Source organism: Pseudoalteromonas sp. GutCa3 (genome assembly GCF_002836155.1).
Taxonomy (GTDB): Bacteria; Pseudomonadota; Gammaproteobacteria; order Enterobacterales; family Alteromonadaceae; genus Pseudoalteromonas; species Pseudoalteromonas arctica.
In genome coordinates this window covers 57,995-80,340 of the sequence record NZ_PJBK01000047.1, presented here as the reverse complement: position 1 = coordinate 80,340, position 22,346 = coordinate 57,995, and the positions used below count along the sequence as shown (strand labels likewise).

The following is a 22,346-nucleotide window of genomic DNA, read 5'->3' as shown; positions in this document are numbered from 1 at the left end:
TTAAAAGCAACATGAGAACTTCCAAGCGAAGGTTAGTTTAATACTTTTTATTACAGTGGTACTTCCAGTGAGTTTATCTGACTATTTGCGATGTAAAGACTATCAAAACCTAATTTGTATGATATATACTATTATTATTGAGTGTCACCATCTGATAGATTGTGGCTCAAGCAAAGAGATACATTTAGTAAATAGTGTAGCTTACTAATTTTCGTTATATTTATAACTCACACAATGAACAAGAGGATAGGAAAATCATGGCCGACACTAAATCATTTTATCGATTAGACAGTGTAAACAGCACCGTTATTTTCGACTGCCAGAGCAAAACACCGGCGTTACTGTACTTTGGTAAACGCCTATCTGAGCAAACAACAGAAACAATGCTAACTCAGCTTGCTACGCGTCAAGAAGTAAAATGTGCCGTGGTTGAAGAAGCGCCTATTTCTCTATCTCCGTTATTAGGCGAAGGCTTTACTGGTGCGCCAGGGCTTGAGCTAGTAAATGATTCAATCGCATGGTCAGTAGGGCCACAACTTCAAGAAGTTCGTCAGCCTTCAGCCGCAACACTTGAATTTGTAAGCGTAGATAAGCTTCGTGGTATTGAAGTCGTGCACAGCATTACACTTGATAAAAGCACTGACGTACTTAGCGCGCATACCGTATTAACTAATTTAGGTGACTCACCACTGGGCGTTAATTTTTGCGCCGCGCCAACATTTCAATTGCCAGATAGCGTAAGCAAAATAGTGAGCTTTGAAGGTCGTTGGTCAAATGAATTTCAACGTCAATCGGTTGATTTAGTCTTAGGCAGTTTTGTTCGTGAAAACCGTAAAGGCAAAACATCACACGATGTATTCCCTGGTTTATTAGTGCATAACGAAAATGCAGGCGAGCAGCACGGCGAATGTTACGGCTTTCATTTAGGTTGGAGTGGTAATAATAAACTACGCGCAGAGCTTTTAGCTGAAGGTCGTCGTTACGTGCAAATGGGTGAGCTATTACTTCCTGGTGAGCTTACGCTTGCTAAAGGTCAAACGTATCAAAGCCCGAGCATTTATGGCTCGTTTTCGAGTGAAGGTTTTAGTGCGCTTTCTCGTAATTTTCATCGTTTTGTTAAAGCTAATTTACTTAGCCAAGCACAGCGTGAAAAAACGCGTCCTGTGCATTACAACACATGGGAAGGCATTTACTTTGATCACGACGTAGATACGCTTAAGCAACTAGCCGACAAAGTGGCCCCGCTAGGTATTGAACGTTTTGTACTTGATGATGGTTGGTTTAAAGGCCGCCGTGGCGATAACGCTGGCTTAGGTGATTGGACAGTAGATTACAAAATTTACCCCGATGGTTTATCACCAGTTATAGATCATGTGAATAGCTTAGGTATGGAGTTTGGTATTTGGTTTGAACCAGAAATGGTTAACCCAGATAGTGATTTATACCGCGCGCATCCTGATTGGGTTTTAGGCTCTCAAAACAACGAACAGTTAAGCTTTAGAAATCAGCTAGTACTTGATTTAACGCGCTCTGAGGTTGTTGAGTACCTATACAAAGCAATTGACGATATTTTAGTTGAATACCCAACTATTAAGTACATTAAATGGGATATGAACCGCGATATTAACCATGCGGGTAATTTTGATGGTAAGCCAGCAGTGCACCAGCAAACATTAGCACTTTATCGTTTAATTGACCGTATTAAAGCGGCGCACCCAGGGCTTGAAATAGAAAGCTGTTCGTCAGGTGGTGCACGTGTAGATTACGGCGTACTTGCACACACAGACCGTGTATGGACGTCAGATTCAAACGATGCGCTTGATCGCCTTGAAATACAGCGTGGATGTTCGTTCTTTTTCCCATCGTCGGTTATGGGTGCACACGTAGGCCCACGCGATTGTCATATCACAGGGCGTAATGTAAGTATTGAAATGCGTGCTGCGGTATCAATGTTTGGCCACATGGGAATCGAAATGGACCCACGTGAACTGAACGATCACGAATACAATTCACTTAAGGCGGCAATAGCACTTCATAAAGAGCATCGTGACTTTATTCATAGCGCCGATTTGTACCGCCTTGATAGCGACGATTTATCAATTAACTTTGGTTTAATCGATGAGCAAAAAACAAAAGCGTTATTTGCGTATAACAGTGTTCGCGAAACACCGCGTACAGCGCCTAATAAATTACGTTTTGTTGGCCTAGATGCCGATGCGCAGTACACACTTAACTTAGTGTGGCCGGTAAAATTTGAAGAGTATCGCCCATCTTCTATTGCTGCGGTAAATGGTCAAACATTTACAGGTGAAGCGCTAATGCAGTTTGGTTTACAAATGCCAATATCATTCCCGCAAACATCGCTTATATTTGAGCTTAACAAAGCTTAAATTTAACTAAGAGCAGTGAAAGGCGCTAATCGCTTTTATGCTGCTTAGCTTAGATATCAGTAGTCAGCTCTATATTGTTTAGGGCTGGCTTTTTTATATCCTTTGTAAGCTAATTTAGTAAATTAACTTAGTAAACTCAAAAGTATCGAAAATAGAGTGGTTACGCTTGCGCGTAATTTTGCTTGTTACCCAACCAACGTTGAATTAGTGGGTCAACAACCTCTGGGTGTTGCTTAAGCATTTGCTGTGCAATCGGTCTAACTTGGTTAAGTATGTGCTTATCGCGGGTAAGATCGGCAATTTTAAACTCGGCTAACCCTGTTTGTTTTGTACCGAGTACTTCACCAGGGCCACGAATTTCTAAATCGCGCTCTGCTATCACAAAACCATCGTTACTATCGCGTAGTACACCTAATCGCTTTTGAGCAGTATGAGACAGTGGTGCGTGGTATAAAAGCACGCAATGCGATGCAGTAGCGCCACGGCCAACCCGCCCACGTAACTGATGCAGCTGTGCTAAGCCTAAGCGCTCAGGGTTTTCTATAATGATTAAGCTCGCATTAGGGACATCTACACCAACTTCAATAACCGTAGTGGCAACTAAAACATGTATATTACCTGCTTTAAACTCGCTCATAATGGCTTGTTTTTCAGCTGATTTCATTCGCCCATGTACTAAACCTACGTTTAGCTCTGGTAATGCTTCTTTTAACTGCAGTGCGCTGTCTTCGGCGGCTTGGCATTGCAGTACTTCAGATTCATCAATAAGTGTACACACCCAATAAACTTGGCGGCCTTGCTCGTTACACGCTAATTTAACGCGGGCAATAATATCGTCTCTGCGAGTATCAGGAAGTGCTACTGTTGTGATTGGCGTACGCCCAGGTGGCAGCTCATCAATCACAGAGGTTTCTAAGTCGGCATAGGCGGTCATGGCGAGCGTGCGTGGAATGGGTGTTGCGGTCATGACTAGTTGATGAGGGTAACAATCACCAAACTTACCTTTTTCACGCAGTGATAAACGCTGGTGGACACCAAAGCGGTGTTGTTCATCAATAACTATAAGCACTAAGTTATTAAACTTAACTTCATCTTGAAATAAGGCGTGAGTACCTACAATCATTTGCGCTTCACCAGAGGCTATTTTTTCAAGTGTTGCTACGCGCTCTTTGCCTTTTGTTTTACCGCCAAGCCAAGCAACTGTTATACCTAGTTGATTAAACCACGTTGTAAAATTAACACCATGTTGCTCTGATAAAATTTCAGTAGGAGCCATTAAAGCGACTTGAAAGCCCTGCGCAATGGCTGTTAGTGCACTAAGTGCTGCTACTAGGGTTTTACCAGAGCCTACATCGCCTTGTACTAAACGCATCATGGGATACGCGTGTTGCATGTCACCTTTAATTTCAGCAACTACGCGGCTTTGCGCATTTGTGGGTGCAAAAGGAAGTTGCTCTAAAAACTGGCTTTCTAATGTGTTTACCGGATTTAATGCCACGGCTTTAACTTGTTGCCCTTGCTCTCGTACTTTTAATAAGCTGAGGTTTTGAGCAAGTAACTCCTCAAATACAAGGCGCTGTTGAGCAGGGTGAGTACCTTGCTCTAATGCAGTTACATCAACATCATTTGGTGGGCGGTGCAGTAATAATAAGGCGTCACTTAACGGCATATTTGATGGCTGCCACTGTGAAGGCATTAGTTCTTCTACTGAGTATTTATTTAGTAAATCAATAGCCTGTTCGCTTAAAGCTCTAATCGATAGTTGCTTTAAGCCTTCGGTTGTTGAATAAACGGGCGTTAATGTTGTCGCTACCGGCTGCTCGTTAGAGGTATCGCTGATGCTGTATTCAGGATGACTCATTTCAAAGCCAACACGGCCACGGCGCACTTCACCAAAACAACGTATTATTTTGCCAGCGCTAAATGCGTTTTTTTGTGCGGCGGTAAAATTAAAAAATCGTAGTGTTAGCCTACCAGTACCATCATTGATTTGGCAAACAAGCATGCGCCTTTTTCCAAACGTGATTTGGCTTGTTTCAATTGTTGCTTCAACACTCACATGGCTATGCAGCGACAACTCATTAATCGCGTATAAGCGAGTGCGATCTTCGTAGCGAAGTGGCAAATGAAAAAGCATATCTTGCACAGTTAAAATACCTAGCTTTAACAAACGCTCAGCCATTTTTGGGCCGACCCCTTTGAGCTCTGTAATTGGGTATTGATTTAAGCTAGGTTTAGACAAATTATATCAATCTTATTATTTGTGAATAAGTTAAGTGTACTTACAGAGCTTTAGTCCATCAAGTATGTTTTAAAGTTTGCCAAAATTGCTCGTCAGCGACTATTTCGCCGTTTTCATCAAGTGCAGGATAAGGTAATTTTTTTTGTTTACACTGCCTTGCGATAATAGGGTGGCAGCCTTCAAAGTAAAGTGGATGTTTAACTTCGGCGCTCAACATATCTCTATTATATAAACCAGCCAGCTCGCGTTGGCGCTGTGCTTCAAACAATATTAGCGCAGCAGCAACTGAAACATTTAGTGATTGCACCATGCCTTGCATTGGAATAATAATATTTTGATCGGCATATTCTAGGGCTTTTTCTGATATCCCCGTTTTTTCTTGTCCAACAATAATAGCCGTTGGCTTGGTGTAATCTACTTCTCTAAAATCAACAGCATCTTCTGATAAGTGAGTCGCTAATATTTGTATTTCTGGATTGCGTTCACGCATTGCAGTAACGGCATCATCAATATTTCTATGTAAGTGCGTCTCTAGCCAGTTTTTACTGCCGCCTGAGGTATTGTTTGTTAGCCATTTTTGCTTTTCAGGCCATACAGCATGTACGTGATGGCAACCAACCGCATCAGCACTTCGTACTATTGCAGATAAGTTATGGTGTTTGTGCACGTCTTCTAAGCACACGGTTAAGTCTGTTTGACGGCGCGAAAGTACGTCTTCGATTCTTTGATAGCGAGTTTGCTGCATGGTTATCCTCTTTTTTCGGCAATTATACGAGATTTTTACAGTTAAGGCATTACCGTGCGGCTAATTGGGTTTTGTAGAGAAATTAGTGTTTCTGTTGATTGAATGGCTTCTATTGCCTGTATTTTATTAATCAGCACATCTTGTAAGTGATCAATGGACTTTGTCATTACCTTTATAAATATACTGTAGTTACCTGTTGTGTAATAAGCCTCTACCACTTCCTCCAATGCTTCTAGCTTTATAAGCGTTTGCGGGTAATCACGTGCGTTATTTAAATTAATACCTATAAAGCAGCATACATCGTAGCCCAGCTGTTTAGTATTAATCGTTAATTGGGTGCCTGTAATGATCCCTGCTTGCTTCATTTTTTCAATTCTTACGTGAATTGTTCCTGCGCTTACATTAAATCTTTTTGCTAATTCGGCGTACGCAGTACGGGCATTTGCCATTAACGCATGAAGTATCTGTTTATCGAGATTATCGATTAAATAATTTTCCATTATATTTTTCTCATAAAATTATCGAATATATGGTTTTTATACCACTTAATTGATGGTTTTTATATATTAAAGCTATTTTTGTTATGGGATGTTGAATTAATCCTTTAAATCGTTACATTAACTTCATTAGGGGCGTTAATTAGATCGCTTTTTATCAATTAAGCAAGTAACAATAACTGGGAATGAGGCCAATTATTATGAGTTCACACTATGTGCAGCAACAGCAGCAAATAAGTAAAGTTAAGCAATTTTTTTCACAACAACTAGAAACCCAACTTGGGCTGGTTGAGGTTCAAGCCCCAATTTTGGCTAAGGTTGGCGACGGCACGCAAGATAACTTAAGCGGCCATGAAAACGCAGTTGCTGTAAATGTGAAAGCGATTACAGATAGCCGCTACGAAGTGGTGCATTCGTTGGCTAAGTGGAAACGTAAAACACTGGCAACTTATGGCTTTAGTGTTGGTGAGGGTATTTACACTCAAATGAAGGCTTTGCGCCCAGATGAAGATTCATTAAGTCCTATTCATTCTGTATATGTTGATCAATGGGATTGGGAAAAAGTAATTAGCGAAACGACAGAGCGTTCGCTGGCAACACTAAAGCAAACTGTTCAATCTATTTATAAAGGGATAAAAGAGACGGAAGCTTTTGTAAGAGAGTCTTATGGCTTAACGCCTTTTTTACCGGACGATATTAAGTTTGTACACAGTGAAGAGCTACGTAAAATGTATCCTGACTTTAGTGCTAAGCAACGCGAAAAAGCCATTGCACAAGAATATGGTGCTGTATTTTTAATTGGTATTGGTGGCGCGCTTGGAGATGGCAAAATTCATGATGTAAGAGCCCCAGATTACGATGATTGGTCTACGCCAACATGCGATCAATATATGGGTTTAAATGGTGATATTTTAGTATGGAACCCAGTACTTGAAGATGCATTTGAAATATCATCAATGGGTATACGTGTAAGCCCTGAGGTTTTAAAAGCGCAGTTAAGTACAACTGGAGATGAAGACCGCTTAGAGTTTGATTGGCATAAAGCGCTACTACAAAGTAAATTTCCGCAAACGATTGGCGGTGGAATAGGGCAGTCGCGGCTAGCGATGCTATTGCTACAAAAGCAGCATATTGGCCAAGTACAAGTGGGTGTATGGCCAAGTCAAACTTATGATACGGTAAGTGGCTTACTTTAAATGTGAATAAATTTGAGTGCTCAATAGAGCACTCAGTTATTAGCTTGTTTTGAACTCTATTTCAATTTTGTTATTCAAAAGTTTAACGTTGCACGGAGGGTAATTGCGGATTGTTTTGAGTACTTTATCAAAAATATGAATCTCTACACCTGAATGCAAAACAGAATTCACCGTTAAATTAGCGTCGCTAAGTAAATCGTGTAAGTCGTGATCTAAGTTTGAAAGACGTTTTTCTAATAGCTCTGCTTGCTCACAGTAATGTTTCTGAGTAGCTCCAATTTTAGTAATTAATATTTTCTTCTTTTCGGCATCCTTCACTAAATCAGTTTTTTCTAGCGCTGCTTGCAGCGTATCTAATTGTGCATCTGTTTTAGCTAAGTCTTTAAAGCAATTATCAGTATCCGCTGTTATTTCAGCGCCAGAAGCCGCTAGGTTAATAATCATTTTAGCGCCTGATTCATTCCCTATTTCGCCAGCAATGAGAGTTGTTGCATCAAGTATTTCACCACCAAATATTTTACCCTTAGGTAAGTCTGATTGACCAACTTGCAGTAAGCGCTTAGCTTTTATTACACAATGGCTTGTTTGGCGATCAATAAAAATATTATTTGCATCGAGGTAACAATACTGCGAGTGAGATACATGAATATCACCTAGCGCAATTAGCTTGCAAGAAAGTGACTTACTATCCATTTTTTGATGGCCAATAATGCCTTGTTTAACCGTGATGTTTCCTCCTGCAGTAAGCTCGCCAGATTCAACCGTGCCAAATATAGTAATATCGCCTTTGGCAGTTACTTTCATCCCTGGGTCTATATTGCGAGTAACAATAACACTGCCTTGAAAGTCAATATGGCCGCTTTTTACATTTACATCTGAAATGGTAAAAATATCGTCGACACGCATACCATTATTAATTTCAACCGGAACACCAGCAATAGTAGAGACTAACTCAAGCGGATTCATTTTTGATATTTCAGTGCCTTCGCCTGCCACTAATTGTTTATTTTCTCCGGGCTTTGCGGGCAATATGTCACCTATTACGGTAAAGCCTTCTTTACCGGGGGTTGCTGGTTGCTGGCGAATAAGCACAGAGCCAGGTTCTACGCTTGCAAGCTTGCCAAAGTCGCGCATGTCCACACTGCCATCTTCTTTGAGCTTGGGCGCTTTTAAGCGGTCTTTTAAAGTCTCTACGGTTGTTATTAGTTTAGTGGCTAAACCATCGCTTGGGAGCCTACCTTTAGCTAATATCCCTTTAACTACAGATCCCGCAGAGTGTTCAGATTGTTTTTGTAGCAGCTGTTCTAAAAAAGCTTGTTTATACCCACGCACAATGCCTGCTTTAACGAGTTGTTTTTTTGCATCTTCTAAACTTAATAACTTTCCACCTTGGGCAATCGTTAGCTCGCCAATGGCCAGCATTTTATCGTCGCTAATTGTTACATTTAAAGTGGCATTGTGTTTTGTTGCTACAACGAGAGTTTGTTGTGTGTTTTCGTTTTTAAAAAAATCATTAATAGCGTCATGATCTATTTTACAGTCGCAAAAAGCTGACTTTTCGAGAGCCTCTAAAATAAATGCAGCGCTGGGAGGAATATGTTCTTTTACATCAAATAAAACATTTCCATTGTTGGCAAGCTTAAACACGAGTTAATCCTTTTTTACTACTTAAGTTAAGTTTGTTTTTTAAAACACAACTACAGATTGCTAGAAATTTACATTTGAGTCAAGAAGTCAGATAAAACGAAGTGCTTAGAGGAGAATAAAGGCTATAGAGAGGCTCTATAGCCTGTAATACTTAATTGGTAGAAGGTAATTCCATTATTCCGTCTATTTCAACTTGTGCACCTTTTGGTAGTGCACGAACACCTAATGCAGCTCTCGCTGGGTAAGGTTGTTTAAAGTATTGGCTCATCACTTCATTTACAGTGGCGAAGTTAGATAGATCAGTTAGGTAAATATTGATTTTAACTAAATCGTGAATTTTTCCGCCTGCTTCTTCACATACCGCAGCAATATTTTTAAATACTTGATGCGTTTGCTCGCTAAAATCTTCTGAAATCATTTCCATCGTTTCTGGAACTAATGGAATTTGACCAGATAAATAAACAGCGGTACCTACTTTAACTGCTTGGCTGTAAGTGCCAATAGCTGCAGGTGCTTTGTCGGTAGAGATAAATGCTTTATTCATGTGTTTCCTATTTTATTTTTTACGATAGACTTTTTGTACATCAGGCATAACGCGAATGCGGCGCATAATGTTAGCAACGTGGATACGGTTTTTAACGGTAACCCCTAAATCTATCACGTATAAATTACTTTCTTTTTCATCGGTGGCAATTTCGACAATATTGGCTTGGGTTGTAGCGACAACATTGGTTAGCTTAGCTAACGCGCCTTGATGGTTAATAATTTCAACTCTCAGAGCTGCAATATATTCTTTTTCTGGGTTATCGTCCCATTTTACAACTAAGTATTTAGAGCGCTCATTTTCCCAACCACGAATGTTTTTACATTCTTGGCGGTGAACGGTCAGGCCCTTACCTTGGCTTATATGAGCTGTAATGGCATCGCCTGGTACAGGTCGGCAACACTTAGAGTAATTCACTAACATGCCTTCAGTACCAATAATGGTCGCTTTAGCTTGGCTTGTTATATCAGTTAAATCGTCATTGTCATTTTGCAATAAGCGCTTGGCAATTAACATACTCATTAAGTTACCAGAGCCAATTTCTACAAGTAATTCAAGAAGAGTAGTTAGTTCGTGCTCTTCAAGTACTCTCGCTATATTTTCATCAGCAATGCTATCTAGTTTGTTTTCGCCTAATGCCGAATCAAGTAAACGACGTCCTAAAAGCATAGCCTCTTCATGATGCTGGCTTCTAAGGTAATTACGAACACCTAAGCGTGCTTTACCAGTAACAATAAAGTTTAGCCATGTTGCATTAGGGTGGGCACCTGAGCTTGTTATTATCTCTATGGTTTGCCCTGTATCTAATGGCCTACTTAAAGGATGTGGCTTGCGATTAACGCGAGCGCCTACACAAGTGTTGCCTACATCAGTATGCACTGCATACGCAAAATCGACTGCGGTAGCGCCCATTGGTAGCTCAACAATACGACCATCAGGTGTAAATACGTAAATTTCTTCTGGGAATAGCTCAGTTTTTACGTTTTCAATAAATTCAAACGATGAACCCGCACTTTGCTGAAGCTCTAATAAGCTTTGCATCCATTGGCGAGCACGTTGCTGCGAAGTATTACCGGCACCATCACCTGATTTTTTATACATCCAGTGCGCCGCTACACCTTTGTCGGCCATCTGATCCATATCGTGAGTACGAATCTGAATCTCAACAGGTATCCCGTGTGGGCCAACTAATGAAGTATGAAGCGATTGGTAACCATTAGTTTTTGGTACAGCAATATAATCTTTAAAGCGTGTTTCTATAGGCTTATAAAGACTATGAGCCACACCTAATACGCGATAACACGTATCCATAGAATCAACTGCAATTCTAAACGCGTAAATATCCATAACTTCGTTAAATAGCAGTTCTTTATTAAGCATTTTTTTATAAATACTATATAAATGTTTCTCACGGCCTGACACAGTCGCTTTAATGCCTGACTCTTCAAGACGTGCTTCTATTTCATGTTGGATATTAGTGATAACTTCTTTGCGATTACCACGTGCTTTAGCTACTTCAGATTTAAGTGCGCGATGACGCATAGGATATAAAGCTTGAAAACCTAAGTCTTCAAGCTCATTTTTAATATCGTGAATACCTAAGCGGTTTGCTATTGGCGCGTAAATCTCAAGCGTTTCACGTGCTATTCTGCGGCGCTTATCTGGGCGCAGTGCCCCTAAAGTACGCATATTGTGCGTTCTATCAGCAAGCTTGATTAAAATAACTCGAATATCCTGAGTCATTGCCATAATCATTTTGCGGTAGTTTTCAGCTTGGAATTCTTTTTTATCTTTAAAGCTGAGCTTATCGAGCTTACTTACACCTTCAACGAGTTCTGCCACAGTTTCGCCAAAAATTTCGGCTAAATCTTGTTGGCTAAAATCAGTATCTTCAATTACATCATGCATTAGCGCGGCCATGAGCGTTTCATGGTCAAGATGCATGCCTGCAAGAATTTGGGTTACTTCTACTGGATGAGTTATGTAAGGTTCGCCACTTGAGCGAGTTTGTCCTTCATGGGCCTCTCGGGCTACCACGTAAGATTTTTGAACCAGCTCTACATCAGCAGCGGGCAAGTATTCTGAAATTTTCTTTTTAAGACCTTCAAAAAGATACATTCACACTCCAATGTTCTAGTGAAGCAAATTAGGTAAGCTACGAATATACGATGAAATGAAAGGATTGCCAACGGCTATAGTAGAAATACTGCGCCGTTGGCTAAATCAGACCGGGAGGTCGATTATTGGTTGCCACCAACAATGGCAGCAACAGCAGCTAATTCTGCTGCTTCTTGGTGTTGTTGTTCTTCACGGTCAATTAAGTCCATTGAAGCGCTATCAACTAAACCTAATTCAATTTCACGTAAAGCAACTACCGTTGGCTTATCGTTTTCAGGGTCTACTAGTGGAGTTTTACCACCAACAGCAATTTGGCGGGCACGACGAGCCGCAACTAAAATTAAGTCAAAACGATTACCAACTGCATCTACTGCATCTTCAACTGTTACGCGGGCCATCACAGCACTCCAAAAATAATTTAAAAGCAAAGACGTAGTTTACTCCAAGGAGCCACTTTCGCCAATAGCCAGTGTTCAATTTTTATCAGTTTTACTTGCCTAAGCCTAATTTAAGTAAGCTTAAATTATTTAAGCAGACTATTTAGTAAAACTTGGTGACGATCTTCTTGCGCTTTTAGTGTTAAGCGCTGAGCCATTACAATTATTTCTATGTCGGCAAGTGCGCTCTCAAAGTCATCATTAACAATTACAAAGTCGTATTCGTTATAATGTGATGTTTCAGATTGTGCTTTTGCCATACGAGAGGCAATAATTTCAGCCGAATCTTGGCCACGGTTATTTAAGCGTTGTTCTAATTCTTCTTTTGAAGGAGGTAGAATAAAAATAGTTTGTACGCTTGGCATAATTTTGCGCACTTGCTGAGCGCCTTGCCAATCAATATCTAAAAACACATCAATACCGGCATCAAGTTGCGACTCAATAGCCTGCTTTGATGTGCCGTAGTAATTATCGAATACTTGAGCCCATTCAAAAAAGTCATCTTTGGCAATAAGCGCTTTAAATTCGTCTGTAGATACAAAGTGATAATGCACGCCATTTTCTTCACCTGGGCGAGGGGCGCGAGTTGTATGTGATACAGATACTTTCATGTCAGCGTGTTTTTTTAATAACGCATTGATTAAGCTTGATTTACCAGCACCAGAAGGGGCTGACAAAATAAATAAGTTACCGCGAGTTTGTGCCATGTTTTTCTCTACCTAAAAATAAACAGGCTTGGGTTACAAGTAAGCCAAGCCTTTAATTAACTGCATTGTACTTTAATTAGCTCACCTTGCTCAAGTTAGTCGTGCTCATGTTGGTCATGCCCAAATTGGCTCGGGAGTGTTTTACTAAGTTACGCTTTAAATAAAATTGCAGTTTAAAATTATTAACAGAACTAGCCGCTAGATATAAGTATTTGATAAGGTGAAGTATCACCTATTACAGGATCCGTCATGCTCAATAAAACTTTATTTACCGCACAACAAGTAAGAGATAGTGAAGCTTTAGCTGCTAAAAATAGTCATTGTGATTTATTTACCCTAATGCAGCGTGCAGGCGAGGCCATATATAAGCAATGGCAGTTATTTGATGCACAGCATACATTAGTTATTGTTGGCCATGGTAACAACGCTGGAGACGGTTACATTGTAGCTAGGCTTATTATGCAATCAGGTAAAGAGGTAACAGTATGCGCAGCTGAGCCTAATAAAGTATTAACCGGTGATGCAGCAAAAGCGCAGCAGTTATGGATTGAAGCGGGTGGGGTGGTTTCTCATTTTACAAAAGACACTCTTAATAAGTGCGATATAGTTATTGATGCGCTCCTTGGTACTGGCCTTAAAAACGCAGTGCGCGATAATTTTGCGAATATAATAAAAGCTGTAAATAACAGTGATAAGCCCGTAATAAGCATTGATATTCCATCAGGTATTGAAGCAAATACAGGGCAGCCTTTAGGATGTGCAGTACAAGCGACTTCAACCGTTACTTTTGTGGGCATTAAGCAAGGGCTCGCAACGACGGCAGGTAAACAATATAGCGGTAAGTTAGTATTTGATGATTTAGCAATTGGCGATGCGTTTACTTGTATCGCTCAATCTTCAGGAACCCTTGTTAATATCAATAGCTTTAAAGGAATAGCCACGCGGGCAATCAATAGTCACAAAGGAAGCCACGGTAAACTTTTATGTGTTGGTGGCAATCAAGGTACTGCAGGTGCAATTAGGTTAAGTAGTGAAGCAGCTCTTAGAACGGGTGCTGGCATGGTAAGAGTGTATACACACGAAAGCTCAATAACGCCTATTAGTATTGGCAGACCAGAACTTATGGTAAGCAGTAATAACTTACATCAAGCGCTAGAGTGGGCAAGCTGCGTTGTTATTGGCCCAGGGCTTGGGCAAGACGAGTGGGCACAACAAACATTCGATGAAGTAATGCAATATTGCCAAAACAATAAAATGCCATTGGTTATAGATGCAGATGCCCTTAATTTACTGGCTAAGCAAGCTTCATCATACACGTTAGAGCAATGCGTACTTACTCCACATCCCGGCGAAGCCTCTCGACTGCTAAGTGTTAGCACCAGCGACATAGAATCAGACCGTTTTAATTATGCTCGCCTTTGCTCCAAGCGCTATACCGCGACTTGTGTATTAAAAGGGGCTGGAACATTAATAGATAATGCTGAGCAAACGTGGGTATGTGAAGATGGCAACCCGGCATTGGCCGTTGGCGGCAGTGGCGATGTACTCACTGGTATTATTGGGGCATTGCTTGCCCAAGGTTTAACTATTGATGAAGCAGCACGCTATGGTGTAACACTGCATGCTAAAGCCGGTGATATTGCAAGTGAGCGAGACGGGCAAAGGGGAATGCTACCCAGTGATTTATTCGCAATTGTAAGAGAGTTAGTTAATAAAGTGACGTGAGTTTAAGCGTCACTCAACTATCAGTGTTCGGCTTTAAATTGTGGAACGTTATTGCATCCACTAAAAAGCATACACCTACATAAAGCCAAACACTGCTCGCTATAATATTCCACGTATCGGCTCGTATTAATGCAGGGATAATTATTAAGCTTCGTATGATACACAAGGTTGCAATAGCAGTTAAAGCGGTTCTAGTAAGTACTATGTTACGCACTAAGCCAATTGCTGATAAGGCAAATGCAGTACAGGCAAACATGAGTCCAGCTATTGCAATACTACCTAAAGGCGCAAGGAATGTACCTTGCTGTGATGATTCTATTATTTGTATTGGGGCGCGAGCAAATATAAACCAACTAGTGCCACTCCATATACAAAGTAAATGCCATACAGCCGCTGCAGATGCAATAACTCCTGCGCTTAATAAAAATTTTGCTTTTATATTTAACAGCATTTTATCTCACTGATTATTAAGCTGTAATAAATCCCATTTTGTACCATACAAGTCTTCAAAAACCGCTACGGTGCCATAGGGTTCTACTCTAGGCTCTTCGTTAAATGTAACGCCTTTAAAAAGCATTAAATTATAATCTCGCCAAAAGTCATCAGTATGCAAAAATAAAAATACGCGCCCACCCGTTTGATTACCAATAGCGCTGATCTGTTCGGGTGTTGTGGCTTTAGCAAGCAGTAGATTAGTCCTGCTCGAATTAGTCCCATTTGAACTAGCCCCGTTTGAATTTGGAGGTGAAATTAACACCCAGCGTTTACCCTCTCCTAAATCAGTATCCTCAACTAACTCAAAGTTAAGCTTTTGAGTATAAAACTCAATGGCATCGTCGTAGTCCTTAACAACTAATGCAATGCTGCCGATATGCTGTTGAACGTTAGTCATGTTTAGCTCACTCCGTACTATTAAATAAATGTGCTTTTTATCATATTTAGTAAACGATTACGCAGGTATATGCCCGCAGTATGTAATATGAATTAACTTACGAGTTCGTCTTCATCATCGGGTGGATCACCTGAGTCTTCTTTGCGTTTTCTTTGTTCTTGTTTTGCTTTTTGTACATTTTCGTATGTAGGCGGTGGGATAGGAATAATAGAAATAAGCGGAAAGAATGCTAAAAATAAATAAGCCCCCTTAGACATACTTTTACCCCACGTGACCATTTTGAGCATAGCCCAAACTACGAATGAAAATAACCCAGTCACAAGGGCAACAAAAACAAAGAAGATGAATATTCCGTTATTATTTAATAAATCCATTTAATATAAATCTTAGTTATACATAACTTAGATGTGGGTATAAATTAAACAATATCAATCTGCTTTATAATAAAAAGCAAAACCCAGCCGAGGCTGGGTTTACTTTAAATCGATTTTTAGTACTAAGTGCATAAAGTGTTTATCTGTGTAATTCACCAGCACGTTCTGGTTGATAGGTTACTTCTTTTATTTTTACCTTTATTAAGCCGCCACTCGGTTTAGGCCACTCAATTTCGTCGCCTTGGTTTAGCCCAAGTAATGCGCTACCAACGGGTGATAATATCGATATTTTATCGCCGCTAGAGTCACTGTTCTTTGGGTACACCAAGGTTAACGTAAATTCTTCTTTAGAAGACTCAACAATAAAGTTTACAGTTGAGTTCATCGTTACAACTGACGATGGCATATCTTTAGGTTCGACTATTGTAGCTCGTGCCAGTTCAGCTTCCAATTCTTCTTTATTAGCAAAGCTACCTGCAGGCAATGATTCCATTAAGTCATACAATCTATCTGCATCGAGTGATGAGATGATCAGTTCAGGTTTTTTATTCATCTTAATATCCTTAATAATTTTTAATAAATAAAATTAACTCTGAGTATGGCTTGGCATGCATTTAAGAAGCAAAGGGATACGCGAAGTCATTTTATTAATTAGCCACACCTGTGGCTTTTACTTTATTTGTGCCCAATAGCTAAAAACCCAGCCGAAGCTGGGTTTTTATTTGAGCTAGGTGTTTAGGGGATGATTACATCATTCCGCCCATACCACCCATTCCGCCCATGCCACCCATATCAGCGCCACCAGCTTCATCTTTTGGGATTTCAGCTACCATTGCTTCAGTAGTGATCATTAGACCCGCAATAGACCCTGCAAACTGTAATGCAGAGCGTGTTACTTTAGTTGGATCTAGGATACCCATTTCAATCATGTCGTTGTATTCGCCAGTTGCTGCGTTGTAACCAAAGTTACCGTCGCCGCCTTTAACTGCGTTAATTACAACTGATGCTTCTTCGCCAGCGTTAGTTACGATTTGACGAAGTGGCGCTTCCATCGCACGAAGTGCAACTTTAATACCGTGGTTTTGATCTTCGTTGTCGCCAACTAAATCTACCAGCTTGCTAGCTGCACGTACAAGTGCAACACCGCCACCAGGTACTACGCCTTCTTCAACCGCTGCACGAGTTGCATTTAATGCATCTTCAACGCGGTCTTTTTTCTCTTTCATTTCCATTTCAGTAGCAGCACCTACTTTGATTACTGCAACACCGCCAGCTAATTTAGCCATGCGCTCTTGTAGTTTCTCTTTATCGTAGTCTGATGTTGCTTCTTCGATTTGTGCTTTAATTTGTGAAACACGGCCGCTAATACCCGCTTCTTCACCAGCACCATCAATGATTGTTGTATCATCTTTAGTGATAATTACGCGCTTAGCTGTACCTAGGTCTTCAACTGTTGCTTTTTCAAGCTCTAAGCCTATTTCTTCAGAAATAACAGTACCGCCAGTTAATACAGCGATATCTTGTAGCATTGCTTTACGACGGTCGCCAAAACCAGGTGCTTTAACTGCTGATACTTTAACAATACCGCGCATGTTATTAACTACTAATGTAGCTAGTGCTTCGCCTTCAAGGTCTTCTGCGATGATTAGTAGTGGTTTACTTGCTTTAGCAACCGCTTCTAATGTTGGTAATAATTCACGGATGTTAGATATTTTTTTATCTACAAGTAGAATAAATGGGTTATCTAGCTCAACTGTGCCTTTTTCTGGGCTGTTGATAAAGTAAGGAGATAAGTAACCACGGTCAAACTGCATGCCTTCAACAACATCTAGTTCGTTTTCAAGTGATTGACCTTCTTCTACAGTAATAACACCACTGTTACGGCCTACTTTTTCCATTGCTTGTGCAATGATATCGCCAATCTCTTTATCAGAGTTAGCTGAAATAGTACCTACTTGTGCAATTGCTTTAGTATCAGAACAAGGAACAGATAACGCTTTAAGCTCTGCAACAGCAGCAATAACTGCTTTGTCGATGCCGCGCTTAAGATCCATTGGGTTCATGCCTGCTGCAACAGCTTTAAGGCCTTCATTAACAATAGACTGTGCAAGTACTGTAGCGGTAGTTGTACCATCGCCGGCTGCATCATTTGCTTTAGATGCAACTTCTTTAACCATTTGTGCGCCCATGTTCTCAAACTTGTCTTCAAGTTCGATTTCTTTTGCTACAGATACACCATCTTTAGTGATAACTGGTGAGCCAAATGATTTATCTAGTACAACGTTACGGCCTTTAGGACCTAATGTAACTTTTACTGCGTTTGCCAGGATGTTTACGCCAGTTAGCATTTTAGCGCGTGCGTCACCTGCAAAAAGTACTTCTTTTGCTGCCATGTTTTAAATTCCTCTAAATTCTTAAATGTTTATAAACGAAAAGTAGGTTTAGCCTACAATGCCTAAAATATTATCTTCACGCATGATCAGGTACTCTTGACCTTCGATCTTTTCAACTTTTTCAACATATGAGCCAAATAACACAGTGTCACCGGCTTTAACTTCTAACGCTCTCACGTCACCGTTTTCTAAAACGCGACCATTACCTACGGCTACAACTTCTCCGCGAGTTGATTTTTCAGCTGCAGAGCCAGTTAATACAATACCGCCAGCAGATTTTGTTTCTTCTTCTAGACGTTTAACGATTACGCGATCTTGTAAAGGACGAATGTTCATGTTTTTTAGTTCTCCTAACAGTTTCTGAACAGTACAGAAAAAAGCTTTTCTAATTTGCATTCATTAATGGGGGTAGAGTGAAAAATTCCAAGAGAAAAAACGATAAATTTTTAATCTTTTCTCTCATATTCACCATCAATAGTAGTTGGTCGTTCCATTTGCCCTTGCTCTCGTTCAGCATGTTGCTGCCCAGCAAACGGCGATGGCCCTTGTTGCATGCCTGCGCTCATTCTAACAGTTGCTTGGCTAGCAAGGCCTGCAGCCAATTTGTTACGAATTGCAGGGGTTAATAATAGTAGCCCAAATACGTCAGTCATAATGCCAGGAGTAAGGAGTAATACACCTGCAATTACAACGCATATTCCGGTAAATAATTCTTTGGCTGGCATTTGCCCTTGCGCCATTTGCGCTTGTACGTTTTGCAGCGCCCCCATACCTTGTGTTTTAACCATTTTGGCACCTAAAATCGCCGTAATAACAACAAGTGCAATTGTTGCAAATCCGCCAATCACGTCGCTTACTTGAATCAGCAAAGCGATTTCGATAATAGGGATGATAATAAACAACACAAATAAAAATCTAAACATAGCGCTCTCTAAATAATGACACTCAAAAGAGTTGATGAAATATAAATGAGGGTGACGAGGTCTCTTTTCAAGGTTAGGGCATAGGTATCGTCATTTTACTGATATTTTAGCGTCTACACATTGTATCGGCTATCAGATACTATGATGATAGACACTGTCCAATAAGTATAGGTTCATAATGACTACGCATTTTAAAATGATTTTTACGACCTGCAAAGACGAAGCAGAAGCACGCACACTTGCAAGGGCGTTGGTAGAAAAAAAACTAGCTGCTTGTGTAAATATTTTACCTAACATGGGCTCTATTTATATGTGGGAAGGCGAAGTTGCAGAAGCAACTGAAGCTAAGCTACTTATAAAAACGAAATCAGATAAAATGAACGATGTGTTTCTAACAATAAAAGAGTTACATAGCTACGAAGTGCCAGAGATTCAGGTTTTAGAAGTTTCTACGGGAAATTTGGCGTATTTTAATTGGATGGACGAGGTACTGAATTAATGCGTTTTTTCTTTTTATTGTTGGTTACATTATTAACCGTACCTGTAAAGGCTGCGACTAATAATGTGCTTGGTGATCTACTTGGGCCTCCTCAACACACTTTTTTACCTGTAGACCAAGCGTTTGTATTTGACTTTGACCAGCAAGGCAGCACCTTGTTTGTAGGTTGGGATATAGCGCCAGACTATTATTTATATAAAAAGAAAATAGAAATCATTGTCAAGGGCGCAAACATCCAAGTAGGTGATTCTGGTAGTGGCGAAATTATTGAAGATGAATTTTTTGGTAAAACAGAAGTCTTTTTTAATACCGCGAGCGTTGTTAGTAAGTTAAGTAATATTACTGAGGGAGCGGTTGTTAAAGTTCGCTATCAGGGCTGTGCAAAAGCAGGGCTTTGTTATCCACCAGAAGTGATTAGCATTCCACTTAGTGTAATTAGTGGCGGACAGATTAAAAATGTAGATCAAAATAGCGCTACAGATGAAGCGGCAACAGCGCAAAGTACATTTGCAGCACTCAACGAGCCAACGACTGAACCTACAACAAATTCGGATGATACCGAAAAAGAACTGACTTTTACTGAGCAATTAGCCAGTCAGGGCTTAATAACTAATTTACTCATATTTTTTGCTGTTGGTGTAGGCCTTGCTTTTACGCCGTGCGTATTTCCTATGTTTCCTATTTTGTCGAGCTTAATTGCGGGTCAGCAAAACCTTTCAACTAAAAAAGCGTTTGCGTTGTCGTTTGTATATATACAAGGCATGGCAGTTACCTATGCAGCGCTTGGCTTAGTTGTTGCTGCGCTTGGTGGGCAAGTGCAGGGGTATTTACAGCATCCATTTGTGTTAATCAGCTTTAGTTTATTGTTTGTATTATTGGCTATGTCGATGTTTGGTTGGTACGAAATTAAACTGCCAAGCAGTATGATGAGCAAGCTAACCCAAGTAAGTAACAACCAAAAAGGCGGCAACTACGTTGGCGTATTTTTAATGGGCGTACTGTCGGGGTTAATTGCATCACCGTGTACTACTGCGCCACTGTCGGCAGCGCTCTTATTTGTAGCACAAAGTGGTGATTACTTAGTAGGTGGTTTAACGCTATACGTGCTTAGTTTAGGTATGGGGTTACCACTTTTATTACTTGGTACATCTGGTGGTAAATTACTGCCTAAAGCCGGTGGTTGGATGGAGCAAGTTAAAACCTTGTTTGGTTTTGTGATGCTCGTTGTGCCGCTTATATTACTTGAGCGACTAGTAAGCGCCGACATTATATTATTAATGGCAGGTGTGCTTGCATTAGCAACAGCACTGTACTTACATCATTGGCAAAGTAGCCAAACACAAAGCAAGTTAAAAACTGCATTATGGTTTGCTGCAACTCTATTAGTTATTACAGGCTTTACGTTAACTAAAAACTACTTTTGGCCAGTTCAAGTACAAACAGTACAGGTAAGCTCACAAAATAATGAGTTTAAACAGGTTGCTGATTTAGCAGAATTAAAAGAAGCAGTTGCACAAGCAAACGACGAAGGTCGAATGGTTATGGTCGATTTATATGCCGACTGGTGTGTGGCGTGTAAAGAGTTTGAACATTACACCTTTCCTGATGCCAAAGTGCAAAGTGAGTTTAGCCACTATCAGCTTATTCAAATTGATTTAACTGAGAGTGATAATAAAACAATTGAGCTAATGGAAGAGTACACGGTGTTTGGTTTACCTAGTATTTTGTTTTTTAATACTCAAGGACAAGAGCTTAGTACGCAGCGCGTAACGGGCTTTTTAAATGCTGAGGACTTTGCTAAACACCTAGCAGTTGTGCGCGCCAGCGCACAATAATAGTGCAATAGTGCCACTTGAATTGACTAAGTGGCACCTTCTTAATTCTTCTTATATTTGTACCCACGACACTGATAAGACCAGTATTTTGCTGCTATTTACGTCGAAATCACTATAATAGTTGGTTAACGTGAGAAATTGTTGCTACATTGCTTTTTCTGCTTACTTAAAAGTGAAAAACTAGTTAGTAACCGCTTAACTCATTACTTATAGGATATATCGCGTATTATGGCTGCAAAATTTAACCTTTTAGTTATAAATGGTCCAAATTTGAACATGCTTGGCAAACGTGAACCGGATAAATACGGTTTTCAGACGCTGAGTGAGATTATGGAGGAGCTAACCAGTGCTGCTAATAGTCTAGATGTTGAGTTAACGCATTTTCAAAGTAATAGTGAGCAAGCACTCATCGAACGAATTCACGATGCTTGGCAAGCGGTTGATTACATAATTATCAACCCAGCTGCATTTACGCATACTAGCGTCGCATTACGTGATGCACTGTTGAGTGTTGATATTCCGTTTTTTGAGGTGCACTTAAGTAATGTGCACGCACGTGAAGCCTTTCGTCATCATTCGTATTTTTCTGATGTGGCACAAGGCGTGATATGTGGATTAGGCGCAATGGGTTATCACGCAGCATTGAATGCCGCTGTGAGCCGGTTGCAAAGCGCAATTTAATTTAAATTAACACACAAACTAACAGGCGGGTCGTGTAATGGATATTCGCAAGATAAAGAAGCTTATCGAATTAGTAGAAGAATCAGGTATTGCTGAGCTAGAAATCACTGAAGGTGAAGAATCAGTACGTATTAACCGTAACAACATGAGTGCAGGCCCAGGTTACCCGCAATTTGCTCCACAGCAATATGCACCAGCGCCAGCAGCACCAGTTGCAGCGGCTCCTGTAGCTGTTGAAGCAGCACCAGCTGAGCCTACGGGTCATCAAGTTAAATCACCAATGGTTGGTTCTTTTTACTCTGCTGCGTCTCCTGAAGCTCCAGCATATGTAGAAGTTGGTCAGCAAGTTAAAGTTGGCGATACACTTTGTATTATCGAAGCTATGAAAATGATGAACCAAATTGAATCAGATAAAGCCGGTACAGTAAGAGCTATCTTAGCTGAAAATGGCGAGCCAATAGAATTTGATCAACCTCTATTCATCATTGAATAATAGCGTAA

At 40.4% G+C, this 22,346-nt stretch carries 22 protein-coding genes; 7 read left to right on the top strand and 15 right to left on the bottom strand.

Going from position 1 to position 22,346, the window contains the following annotated elements:
* Positions 1-257: 257 nt before the first annotated feature.
* Positions 258-2,390: an alpha-galactosidase gene (locus CXF64_RS08855; RefSeq protein ID WP_024589555.1), complete on the top strand. Its 2,133-nt coding sequence runs from the start codon at positions 258-260 to the stop codon at positions 2,388-2,390.
* A gap of 160 nt (positions 2,391-2,550) precedes the next feature.
* Here CXF64_RS08855 and recG read toward each other — a convergent pair whose 3' ends face one another.
* Genes recG through asnC form a run of 3 tightly spaced genes read right to left on the bottom strand, consistent with a single transcriptional unit; the run spans position 2,551 to position 5,877 of the window.
* On the bottom strand, positions 2,551-4,632 hold the full coding sequence (recG, locus tag CXF64_RS08850) for an ATP-dependent DNA helicase RecG (RefSeq protein ID WP_101216835.1): 2,082 nt from the start codon (positions 4,630-4,632) through the stop codon (positions 2,551-2,553).
* A 58-nt stretch (positions 4,633-4,690) separates the two neighbouring features.
* Positions 4,691-5,377, bottom strand: a complete 687-nt coding sequence (gene trmH, locus CXF64_RS08845; protein ID WP_002958821.1) for a tRNA (guanosine(18)-2'-O)-methyltransferase TrmH — start codon at positions 5,375-5,377, stop codon at positions 4,691-4,693.
* Between the two features lie 41 nt (positions 5,378-5,418).
* Entirely contained in the window at positions 5,419-5,877 is a 459-nt protein-coding gene (asnC, locus tag CXF64_RS08840; protein WP_002958822.1) for a transcriptional regulator AsnC, read from the bottom strand.
* A 197-nt stretch (positions 5,878-6,074) separates the two neighbouring features.
* On the opposite strand from asnC, the gene asnA reads away from it, so the two are divergent.
* The gene (gene asnA, locus CXF64_RS08835; protein WP_101164414.1) at positions 6,075-7,070 is read left to right on the top strand and encodes an aspartate--ammonia ligase; all 996 of its coding nucleotides are present in this window, start codon (positions 6,075-6,077) and stop codon (positions 7,068-7,070) included.
* A gap of 39 nt (positions 7,071-7,109) precedes the next feature.
* Here the strand turns inward: asnA and CXF64_RS08830 are convergent, their stop codons facing one another.
* From CXF64_RS08830 to gmk, 5 genes are all read right to left on the bottom strand, one after another.
* Positions 7,110-8,717 carry a DUF342 domain-containing protein gene (locus CXF64_RS08830; RefSeq protein WP_101216834.1) on the bottom strand — a complete coding sequence of 536 codons (1,608 nt, stop codon included), beginning with the start codon at positions 8,715-8,717 and terminating at the stop codon, positions 7,110-7,112.
* Between the two features lie 151 nt (positions 8,718-8,868).
* Entirely contained in the window at positions 8,869-9,261 is a 393-nt protein-coding gene (locus CXF64_RS08825; RefSeq protein ID WP_007580015.1) for a RidA family protein, read from the bottom strand.
* 12 nt (positions 9,262-9,273) lie between these two features.
* The gene (spoT, locus tag CXF64_RS08820) at positions 9,274-11,379 is read right to left on the bottom strand and encodes a bifunctional GTP diphosphokinase/guanosine-3',5'-bis pyrophosphate 3'-pyrophosphohydrolase (RefSeq protein ID WP_007580016.1); all 2,106 of its coding nucleotides are present in this window, start codon (positions 11,377-11,379) and stop codon (positions 9,274-9,276) included.
* Positions 11,380-11,501: 122 nt separating this feature from the next.
* Complete coding sequence (gene rpoZ / locus CXF64_RS08815) at positions 11,502-11,777, bottom strand: DNA-directed RNA polymerase subunit omega (protein WP_007378835.1); 276 nt, start codon at positions 11,775-11,777, stop codon at positions 11,502-11,504.
* A 125-nt stretch (positions 11,778-11,902) separates the two neighbouring features.
* Positions 11,903-12,523: a guanylate kinase gene (gene gmk / locus CXF64_RS08810; RefSeq protein ID WP_024589559.1), complete on the bottom strand. Its 621-nt coding sequence runs from the start codon at positions 12,521-12,523 to the stop codon at positions 11,903-11,905.
* Between the two features lie 249 nt (positions 12,524-12,772).
* On the opposite strand from gmk, the gene CXF64_RS08805 reads away from it, so the two are divergent.
* On the top strand, positions 12,773-14,248 hold the full coding sequence (locus CXF64_RS08805; protein ID WP_101216833.1) for an NAD(P)H-hydrate dehydratase: 1,476 nt from the start codon (positions 12,773-12,775) through the stop codon (positions 14,246-14,248).
* Between the two features lie 13 nt (positions 14,249-14,261).
* Here the strand turns inward: CXF64_RS08805 and CXF64_RS08800 are convergent, their stop codons facing one another.
* The 7 genes from CXF64_RS08800 to CXF64_RS08770 all read right to left on the bottom strand — a co-directional run bounded on the left by CXF64_RS08800 (position 14,262) and on the right by CXF64_RS08770 (position 18,830).
* Positions 14,262-14,699 carry a hypothetical protein gene (locus tag CXF64_RS08800; protein ID WP_101216832.1) on the bottom strand — a complete coding sequence of 146 codons (438 nt, stop codon included), beginning with the start codon at positions 14,697-14,699 and terminating at the stop codon, positions 14,262-14,264.
* A 6-nt stretch (positions 14,700-14,705) separates the two neighbouring features.
* Complete coding sequence (locus CXF64_RS08795; RefSeq protein WP_024607667.1) at positions 14,706-15,140, bottom strand: VOC family protein; 435 nt, start codon at positions 15,138-15,140, stop codon at positions 14,706-14,708.
* 92 nt (positions 15,141-15,232) lie between these two features.
* Entirely contained in the window at positions 15,233-15,397 is a 165-nt protein-coding gene (locus CXF64_RS08790; protein WP_007375928.1) for a hypothetical protein, read from the bottom strand.
* Positions 15,398-15,653: 256 nt separating this feature from the next.
* Positions 15,654-16,067 carry a nucleoside diphosphate kinase regulator gene (gene rnk / locus CXF64_RS08785; protein ID WP_010555031.1) on the bottom strand — a complete coding sequence of 138 codons (414 nt, stop codon included), beginning with the start codon at positions 16,065-16,067 and terminating at the stop codon, positions 15,654-15,656.
* A 193-nt stretch (positions 16,068-16,260) separates the two neighbouring features.
* Entirely contained in the window at positions 16,261-17,907 is a 1,647-nt protein-coding gene (gene groL / locus CXF64_RS08780; RefSeq protein ID WP_007580030.1) for a chaperonin GroEL, read from the bottom strand.
* A 48-nt stretch (positions 17,908-17,955) separates the two neighbouring features.
* On the bottom strand, positions 17,956-18,243 hold the full coding sequence (locus CXF64_RS08775) for a co-chaperone GroES (protein WP_007580032.1): 288 nt from the start codon (positions 18,241-18,243) through the stop codon (positions 17,956-17,958).
* A 110-nt stretch (positions 18,244-18,353) separates the two neighbouring features.
* Positions 18,354-18,830: an FxsA family protein gene (locus CXF64_RS08770; protein WP_007580034.1), complete on the bottom strand. Its 477-nt coding sequence runs from the start codon at positions 18,828-18,830 to the stop codon at positions 18,354-18,356.
* A gap of 178 nt (positions 18,831-19,008) precedes the next feature.
* On the opposite strand from CXF64_RS08770, the gene cutA reads away from it, so the two are divergent.
* The 4 genes from cutA (at position 19,009) to accB (ending at position 22,338) form a co-directional block, all read left to right on the top strand.
* Positions 19,009-19,329, top strand: a complete 321-nt coding sequence (cutA, locus tag CXF64_RS08765) for a divalent-cation tolerance protein CutA (RefSeq protein WP_007580036.1) — start codon at positions 19,009-19,011, stop codon at positions 19,327-19,329.
* Entirely contained in the window at positions 19,329-21,164 is a 1,836-nt protein-coding gene (locus CXF64_RS08760; RefSeq protein WP_101216831.1) for a protein-disulfide reductase DsbD, read from the top strand. The genes cutA and CXF64_RS08760 overlap by 1 nt, the downstream gene beginning before the upstream one ends.
* Positions 21,165-21,392: 228 nt before the next feature.
* Positions 21,393-21,845 carry a type II 3-dehydroquinate dehydratase gene (gene aroQ / locus CXF64_RS08755; RefSeq protein ID WP_007580040.1) on the top strand — a complete coding sequence of 151 codons (453 nt, stop codon included), beginning with the start codon at positions 21,393-21,395 and terminating at the stop codon, positions 21,843-21,845.
* A gap of 37 nt (positions 21,846-21,882) precedes the next feature.
* On the top strand, positions 21,883-22,338 hold the full coding sequence (gene accB / locus CXF64_RS08750) for an acetyl-CoA carboxylase biotin carboxyl carrier protein (RefSeq protein ID WP_024589567.1): 456 nt from the start codon (positions 21,883-21,885) through the stop codon (positions 22,336-22,338).
* Positions 22,339-22,346: the final 8 nt, after the last annotated feature.